This window comes from Acinetobacter lactucae (assembly GCF_013344765.1).
Lineage (GTDB): Bacteria > Pseudomonadota > Gammaproteobacteria > Pseudomonadales > Moraxellaceae > Acinetobacter > Acinetobacter lactucae_A.
In genome coordinates, this window is record NZ_JABVBF010000170.1 from 1 (window position 1) to 7,469 (window position 7,469).

The window sequence follows — 7,469 nt, forward strand, 5'->3', positions numbered from 1 at the left end:
GCTTAATAATAGACAGAAGATTAAAACATAGATTAAAGTAGAAACATGTGAGCAGTTTTAAAGGTATTAATTCTGCAAAACCATTGAATAAAATAAGTGAAGCAAATGGATGTGTCCAACTTGGAAAAGTTGGCTCGATAATTGCAATTTAATAATAAATCACTCTATTGCTCTATATGAATGATTCTATAGATAAATAGGGAGAATGATCATCAAGGAGTTCTTATGAAACGTTCTGCAACCTCTCTCATTATTTCAACAGTTATGCTTTGTACGGTTGGTGCTACTTCTCAAATTCAAGCAGCAGATACATTAGCTAAAATTAAGAGTACCGGAAAAATCGTAATTGGTCATCGAGAATCCTCAGATCCAATTTCATATGTTGTTGCAGGTAAACCAGTAGGTTATGCAGTCGATATCTGTAACCAGTTTGCAAATGATATTAAAAAAGAATTGAAAATGCCTAGCCTAAAAGTTGAGTACAAGGCAGTAACTTCATCAACACGTATTCCTGAGCTTTTGGCAGGCAATATCGATATGGAATGTGGTACGACCACAAACTCTAAACAACGTCAGCAACAAGTTGGTTTCTCAACAAACTACTATGCAACAGAAGTGCGTATGGCGGTTAAAGCCACCTCTGGCATTAAGAGTTTGGCAGACTTAAATGGTAAAGCAGTTGTTACCACTCAAGGTACTACATCTGACAAATACATCAAGATGAATGAAAAAGGTCAGGCAGTTAATGTTCAAAATATTTATGGTAAAGATCACGCTGACTCTTTTGCCATGATGGCATCTGGCCGCGCTGCTGCATTTGTAATGGATGATAATATTTTAGCAGGATTGATTGCGAAGTCTTCTACACCTAAAGCTTTTGCAATTGTGGGTCCGGTACTTTCATCTGAACCTTACGGAATTATGCTTGCTAAAGACGATCCAAAATTTAAAGCAGTTGCAGATCGTACTGTAAATAATTTATGGAAAACTGGTCAAATGGACGCTTTATATAAGAAGTGGTTCTTATCACCAATTCCACCAAAAAACACTAATTTGAACATGCAACAAAGTTCATCTTATAAGAAATTAAAAGCTCACCCAACAGATGCAGGAATCTAACTGGATCTTTTTGTCCTAAATTTACTTGTGTAAGTGTAAAGATGCATTTGCACAAGTGGTCTATTTTCTAAAGATATTAATTTAAGGGGCAAACATGTCAGTCGGCTCGCTAAACTGGACTATATTCTGTGCGGAGTCTAATGAATATGGTGTCGATAAAGCCGCATGGGCAGAATCAGTTTGTAAAGCTATTGGTAGCTCAAGCTACAATGCTTATGCTGAGGCACCCACATGGTTACAGATGTTAGGTTCAGGTGTCTTTACTATGGTTTGGACAGCTATTATAGCCTTTCTTATCGCATTTTTATTAGGTTCTCTCCTCGGGGTAATTCGTACATTACCCAACAAACCTCTCGCATTTATCGGCAATTGTTACGTTGAAATTTTCCGTAATATTCCACTCATTGTGCAACTATTCTTCTGGGCTTTTGTTTTTCCGGAGTTTTTACCGGACAGCTTAAGTGCAGGTAGTGGGGATGTAGTTGCTGGTGGTTGGTGGAAAAATATTTTAAATCAGCAACCTGCGGTTATTGGTGTTTTTGCATTAGGTCTCTACACGGCTGCCCGTGTATCTGAGCACATACGTGCCGGAATTAATACCGTTTCTCGTGGACAGAAGTTTGCGGCTTCAGCTATGGGTTTTACGACAGCACAAAGTTATCGTTATGTCATTTTACCAGTTGCATATCGCACTGTATGGCCAACGATTACGTCTGAAGCAATGAACGTTTTCAAAAACTCAGCTGTTTTATATGCGTTGAGTGTTTTGAATTTCTTTGCTTACACGAAAACTATGCGTGAAGAAACTTCTCAGGACATTATCATTCTTATTCTCTCAACACCTGTTTATTTGATTATCACTTATAGCATTAAGTTTTTGATGGCATGGATTGAGAAACGAATGGCTGTACCTGGCTTAGGTTCAGGAGGGAAGTAATTATGGATTTTTCTTTATTACAAAATCCTGATGTGATTGCAGCACTTAAAGAAGGTTTCATTTTTACGCTTACCGTAACGGTATTAGCAATGATGGGTGGTATCCTCATCGGAACCCCATTGGCAATGATGCGTTTATCTAGCAATGCTATCGCAAGTAATTTTGCAAAATTTTATGTTGATCTGTTTCGTGGTATTCCACTGATTCAGGTGATCTTTATCTTCTACTTTTTGTTGCCGAAAATATTTGAGTTTCAATCTGATACCTATTGGGGGCCGTTGTTTTCGAGCGTTGTAACTTTTGCCATTTTTGAAGCAGCTTTTTTCTCGGAAATTGTACGTTCTGGAATTCAGTCTATTTCTAAGGGTCAGGTACATGCAGGCTATGCGCTAGGTTTTACCTACGGTCAATCAATGCGCTACGTGGTCCTACCTCAAGCCTTCCGTAACATGCTCCCAGTATTGTTAACTCAAACAATCATTCTATTTCAGGACATTTCATTAGTTTATGTGATCAGTGCACCAGACTTTTTAGGTCGTGCAGATACTTTGGCTAATACTTATGGACCTGAAACAAAAGCAACATTCTATTTAATCGTCGCTGTAGTGTACTTCTGTAGTTCGTTTGTGCTGTCGCAATTGGTCAAACGCTTACAGCAAAAAATTGCCATCATTCGCTAATTGGAGATTTTAAATGCCAATGATAGACATCCAACATATCTCTAAATGGTATGGTGATTTTCAGGTTTTAACAGATTGCACGACGAGTATTGAAAAAGGTGATGTCGTTGTTGTGTGTGGACCATCTGGTTCTGGAAAATCAACACTCATCAAAACAGTAAATGCTTTAGAGCCATTTCAACAAGGTGACATTATTGTTGATGGGATTTCGCTTAAAGATCCAAAAACAGATCTTGCTAAATTTCGTTCACGAGTAGGAATGGTCTTTCAGCACTTTGAACTTTTTCCACACATGACTGTTTTGGAAAATTTGACGATTGCTCAAGTTAAAGTGTTAAAGCGTTCAGTTGCAGATGCTCGTGCAAAAGGTCTGAAATATTTAGAGCGTGTAGGTTTACTTGCTCATAAAGATAAATTTCCGGGTCAGTTGTCGGGTGGGCAGCAGCAACGTGTAGCGATTGCGCGTGGCTTGTCTATGGACCCAATCTGTATGTTGTTTGATGAACCAACTTCTGCACTTGATCCTGAGATGGTGGGTGAGGTTCTTGAAGTTATGGTGCAACTTGCACATGAAGGCATGACCATGATGTGTGTTACCCATGAAATGGGCTTTGCTAAAAGAGTATCTAATCGATTAATTTTTATGGATGAAGGTAAAATTTTAGAAGACTGCCCAACACATGAATTCTTTGATAATTTAGAAGCTCGTCATGAACGCGCTAAATTGTTCTTAGAAAAAATTCAGGCGATGCATTAATACCTCTAATAAAAAAAGAGCCTTTAAAGGCTCTTTTTTATCTAATTCTTAGAAGTTATATTTTGCTAAGAGATTGATACGAGAATAGTCTCCCTTATCACCTGCAAAAGTTTCACGCTGGCCATATGTGTATTCTGCACCTAAATCAATATTTTTAACTGGATTCCAAATTAAATTGACCAAAGCATTATAAATTTCTTTGTTATAGCTGGTGCTGGTTAAATTACTATTTGCATAGACACTATCATCTTTATATTGAATGCCTCCTATAGCAAAAGTAGAGCGGAGAATAGGGCTCCATTTTCGTTGATACCCAATCACTGCACTATCAAATTCACCTAAATTAATGTCTTGTGTTGTTGTGTCATAAGCATAAGCAGAATTGCTATAAGATAAATATCGACCATCTCCTTTAACATGATAATAGTTAGCTACTAAACTATCTTGAGGCGTTAAATCATATTTGCCCCCCGACACCTACACCTCAGCCAAATTTTTCTTCAGATGAGCTATCTTTTGGAGCCACTCGATTTTCATGCGCAAGCCCATGTAACTGTAATAAGCCTTTATTATCTGTAGTTTTAAAGTCATAGCGTGTAGTTAGAGCAGGGAAGCGACTGCCTCCTGCGGCATTACTTACTTTTTCAACATCGCCACCTTCTAGGGCAATTAATATTTTTTGCTGTACATTGATTGGTTGAGTATATCGGACTTGTACAGTACGAGTGGTTCCTGTTCCGACTGCACCAGTAAAGTCTAGTGTTTCTGGTGATGTATCGGTATTTACAAAAGGTGAAGTTGTTTGGCCTGCTAACCATTTACCTAATGACATATAGGCGTGGCGAACACGGAAGGTTCCAGCTCCATTATCGCCACCACCACCCATGAAATCGGCTTCAATTTTACCTGTTAAATCTCCATACTGCGTTGGGCGAGTAATATCTAGGCCAATTCGTGAAGTTGCAGCTGATACATTTAGTGAATCTTGTCTTGGGTCATCTTTATTTAAAGGATAGTTAGCACCATTTGAAATGCTTCCATTTGAACCTTTAAAGTCGTAGGTTGCATCTACTCGAACATTTCCATAAAGCTTAACTTGGGTTTGTCCATCTGCCATTGCCATCCATCCTGGTTTTGATGCTGGAGGTGTAAGAGACGCTGGTGCTGAGGGAATTGTTGCTGGAGCACTGACAGTTAAAGCTGTTTTTTGTTGATCAGATAGTTTCTGGATGAGTTGCTTTAACTCTTTTACTTCATCTCGTAAGGCATTAACTTCAGCATCTGTAGCGGCATGCACAGGCATTGTTACGCTCATTGCACCTAAAGAACTCATTGCTAACACTAGTGTTTTGATTTTATTCACAGGAACTCCCCCGACATGGATAAAAATTTTCCTGCAAATACATAACAAAAATGATGCCAACTTTAAGAAACTTGAAAAACAAACAAATTTTGCTGATTACTTCCTTTCTAGCTTCAAATAGTAGTAAGAATAAGGATTTTACATAGATAATTCGGATTAAAGCATAAAGTTAACTCTCTAAAATGAACCGTACATGAAACTATTTGCACGTTTAAAAGGCATAAAAGAAATAAGTTTTATAAAAAAAATTAGCAGCCTTTAAACCTTTGTATTTTCAATGCAGAAGTGAAGGTATAGGGTATACTGTCTTTACTTTGAAATTCTGGCTGGAGATAAGGGTGGAGTTAGATCGTTTTGATAAACAAATTCTAGAAATTTTGTCTCATGAAGACTTAAATTTGAATGAACTCTCAGAACGGATCAATCTGTCAGTCAGTTCTGTGCACCGCCGGATTAAGCACCTGATTGAAGCCAACATTATGGGGCAGCTCAAAAGGGAAATTAATTTTAGTAAACTTGGCTTTACTTTACATATTTTATTGCAAGTTTCGTTGAGCAAGCATGATAGTGAAACATTTGATAAGTTTCTTTCTGAAATAGAAGCCATTCCAGAAGTAACCAATGCATTTTTGGTAACAGGGCAAAGTGCCGATTTTATTTTGGAGCTTGTGGCACGCAACATGGATGACTACAGTGAAATTTTATTAAGACGTATTGGAAAAATCGACAACGTAGTTGCTTTGCATTCGAGCTTTGTCATTAAAGAATATAATGTATTTAATTGTTATAACTTGCTTAACAAATTATAAAAAAGCGCACCAATTGGTGCGCTTTCTTTAATTCAAATGTTTGATTTTAAGCATCAAGTTGAGCTAAAACTTCATCCGAGAATTCAACGTTGGTATAAACGTTTTGTACATCGTCAAGGTCTTCAAACATATCAATCATTTTAAGAATTTGTTTTGCTTGGTCAACATCTGTAATTTCAGCTTTTGTAGATGGACTCATCACAACTTCAGCGTTGTCAGATTTTAAACCAGCAGCAGCAAGAGCATCCTGAACTTCACCGAAAGTTTCTGGTGAAGTGATGACCAAGATTTCATCTTCAGAAACTTCAATATCTTCAGCGCCAGCTTCTAAAGCAACTTCCATGATTTTATCTTCTAAAGAAACATCTTCAAAAGTAATCTCACCACGTTTAGTAAATAGATAAGATACAGAACCCGCAGTTCCTAAGTTACCATTTGTTTTACTAAAGCAGTGACGTACGTCTGGTACTGTACGATTTAAGTTATCTGTCATTGTTTCAACAAGAACAGCAACCCCGCCAACCCCGTAACCTTCATAAGTTACTTCTTTTAAATCATCATTATCTTCACCACCAGCACCACGTTGGATTGCGCGGTTAATGGTGTCACGTGTCATATTAACTGAGAGAGCTTTTTCTACTACTGCACGCAGACGAGGGTTGCTAGCAGGATCTCCACCACCAAGTTTGGCAGCAGTCACAATTTCACGAATATATTTAGTAAAAACTTTACCGCGACTTGCATCTTGTTTCGCTTTACGATGCTTAATATTGGCCCATTTAGAATGACCCGCCATGGACGTGAACTCCAAAAAAGAAAATGCAAAAGTGCTGGAATATTAGCATAGGCTTGGTTTTGTTGAAAACTGTTGCCCTGCGTTTTGTTAGCCAATCGAATAAGAATAATAAGCTTAAGACCTAATGTCTGAAATTAGGTCAAATCAAGTCAAATTTGAATTAGTTAATTTTGACATCAATGTCAAATTGCGCGTATAGCTCTTTAATCGTTTCCAAATCTTTCTGCAAATCTGTTGGATAGATTTTACCTAAGATTCCACCTTGTTTGCTTCGAGCGTTGGCATACATTAAAACAATCGGAACATTGGCTGCTTTGGCAATATGCCAAAAACCTGTACGGATAGGTTTACGTTCAGAGCCATCTTTAGCACGAGTAGCTTCAGGTGCAATCACCAAGTTAAAAGTTTCATGTGATTGAAATTGTTCAACCATCTGAGAAACAATATCTTTACTTGCTTTACGGTCAACCGGAATACCACCAAGTTTTTCCAAAATTGGCTTAAGTGGGCCTTTAAAAAGTTCCTTTTTTATTAAGGTATGAATTTTGATGTCTAAAATTTGGAAGAGAGCAATCGATAGCACTGCGTCTAGATTTGAGGTATGTTCAAAGCCAATAATAACTTGTTTTTTCTCAAGAATTTTAGGATCTACATTGTAGGTCCAACCAACAGCTTTAAAGATAGAATTACCTAGAAATTTTTTCATACATCAGTGCAAGGTGATAAATTTTCAGGATTCTAATATGAGTTTGTAAAAAAGCCTAGAGAAATTATGAAAGCTAAAGTAGTGCACTAAAATGAAGGATTATCTAAGCTATAAAATAATGAAAAAGTTCTTTTACTTTTCTCTTAAACTTGGTATTAAAATAATAAACCTAGATAATTTTAAAATTAAGATACGGGTTGAGGTATTTCTTCATTAATTAAATATTCAACATATTTCCAAATTTTTTCAGGGTTAATAAGATTTTTATCAGTTGTACCATCAATAATCATACCATCAATAAT

Annotated in this window: 7 protein-coding genes and 2 pseudogenes; 5 read left to right on the forward strand and 4 right to left on the reverse strand. The window is 37.1% G+C overall.

What is annotated here, in order from left to right; all coding sequences use genetic code 11:
* The first annotated feature begins 225 nt into the window (after nt 1-225).
* The 4 genes from HUN22_RS14235 (at nt 226) to HUN22_RS14250 (ending at nt 3,493) form a co-directional block, all read left to right on the forward strand.
* A complete protein-coding gene (locus HUN22_RS14235) occupies nt 226-1,119 on the forward strand; it encodes an amino acid ABC transporter substrate-binding protein (protein ID WP_174730608.1) in 894 nt (297 codons plus the stop codon).
* Nucleotides 1,120-1,213: 94 nt separating this feature from the next.
* Complete coding sequence (locus tag HUN22_RS14240; RefSeq protein ID WP_081174211.1) at nt 1,214-2,056, forward strand: amino acid ABC transporter permease; 843 nt, start codon at nt 1,214-1,216, stop codon at nt 2,054-2,056.
* Nucleotides 2,057-2,058: 2 nt separating this feature from the next.
* Nucleotides 2,059-2,736, forward strand: a complete 678-nt coding sequence (locus HUN22_RS14245; RefSeq protein WP_174730611.1) for an amino acid ABC transporter permease — start codon at nt 2,059-2,061, stop codon at nt 2,734-2,736.
* A 13-nt stretch (nt 2,737-2,749) separates the two neighbouring features.
* Nucleotides 2,750-3,493, forward strand: a complete 744-nt coding sequence (locus HUN22_RS14250; protein ID WP_002114298.1) for an amino acid ABC transporter ATP-binding protein — start codon at nt 2,750-2,752, stop codon at nt 3,491-3,493.
* 48 nt (nt 3,494-3,541) lie between these two features.
* Here the strand turns inward: HUN22_RS14250 and HUN22_RS14255 are convergent.
* A pseudogene (locus tag HUN22_RS14255) lies at nt 3,542-4,856 on the reverse strand (DcaP family trimeric outer membrane transporter).
* A gap of 338 nt (nt 4,857-5,194) precedes the next feature.
* On the opposite strand from HUN22_RS14255, the gene HUN22_RS14260 reads away from it, so the two are divergent.
* Nucleotides 5,195-5,665: an Lrp/AsnC family transcriptional regulator gene (locus tag HUN22_RS14260; RefSeq protein ID WP_002050132.1), complete on the forward strand. Its 471-nt coding sequence runs from the start codon at nt 5,195-5,197 to the stop codon at nt 5,663-5,665.
* A 46-nt stretch (nt 5,666-5,711) separates the two neighbouring features.
* On the opposite strand, the gene HUN22_RS14265 is transcribed toward HUN22_RS14260, so the two are convergent.
* The 3 genes and pseudogenes from HUN22_RS14265 to HUN22_RS14275 form a co-directional block, all read right to left on the reverse strand.
* Entirely contained in the window at nt 5,712-6,461 is a 750-nt protein-coding gene (locus HUN22_RS14265; RefSeq protein ID WP_057062671.1) for a YebC/PmpR family DNA-binding transcriptional regulator, read from the reverse strand.
* 160 nt (nt 6,462-6,621) lie between these two features.
* The gene (locus HUN22_RS14270; RefSeq protein WP_174730614.1) at nt 6,622-7,167 is read right to left on the reverse strand and encodes a 1-acyl-sn-glycerol-3-phosphate acyltransferase; all 546 of its coding nucleotides are present in this window, start codon (nt 7,165-7,167) and stop codon (nt 6,622-6,624) included.
* Between the two features lie 185 nt (nt 7,168-7,352).
* Nucleotides 7,353-7,469: pseudogene (locus HUN22_RS14275) on the reverse strand (TetR/AcrR family transcriptional regulator); the annotation flags it as partial.

Coding starts and splice junctions, on each gene's coding strand:
- HUN22_RS14235 (WP_174730608.1), top strand. CDS start 226: ATGAAACGTTCTGCAACCTCTCTCATTATTTCAACAGTTATGCTTTGT.
- HUN22_RS14240 (WP_081174211.1), top strand. CDS start 1,214: ATGTCAGTCGGCTCGCTAAACTGGACTATATTCTGTGCGGAGTCTAAT.
- HUN22_RS14245 (WP_174730611.1), top strand. CDS start 2,059: ATGGATTTTTCTTTATTACAAAATCCTGATGTGATTGCAGCACTTAAA.
- HUN22_RS14250 (WP_002114298.1), top strand. CDS start 2,750: ATGCCAATGATAGACATCCAACATATCTCTAAATGGTATGGTGATTTT.
- HUN22_RS14265 (WP_057062671.1), bottom strand. CDS start 6,461: ATGGCGGGTCATTCTAAATGGGCCAATATTAAGCATCGTAAAGCGAAA.
- HUN22_RS14270 (WP_174730614.1), bottom strand. CDS start 7,167: ATGAAAAAATTTCTAGGTAATTCTATCTTTAAAGCTGTTGGTTGGACC.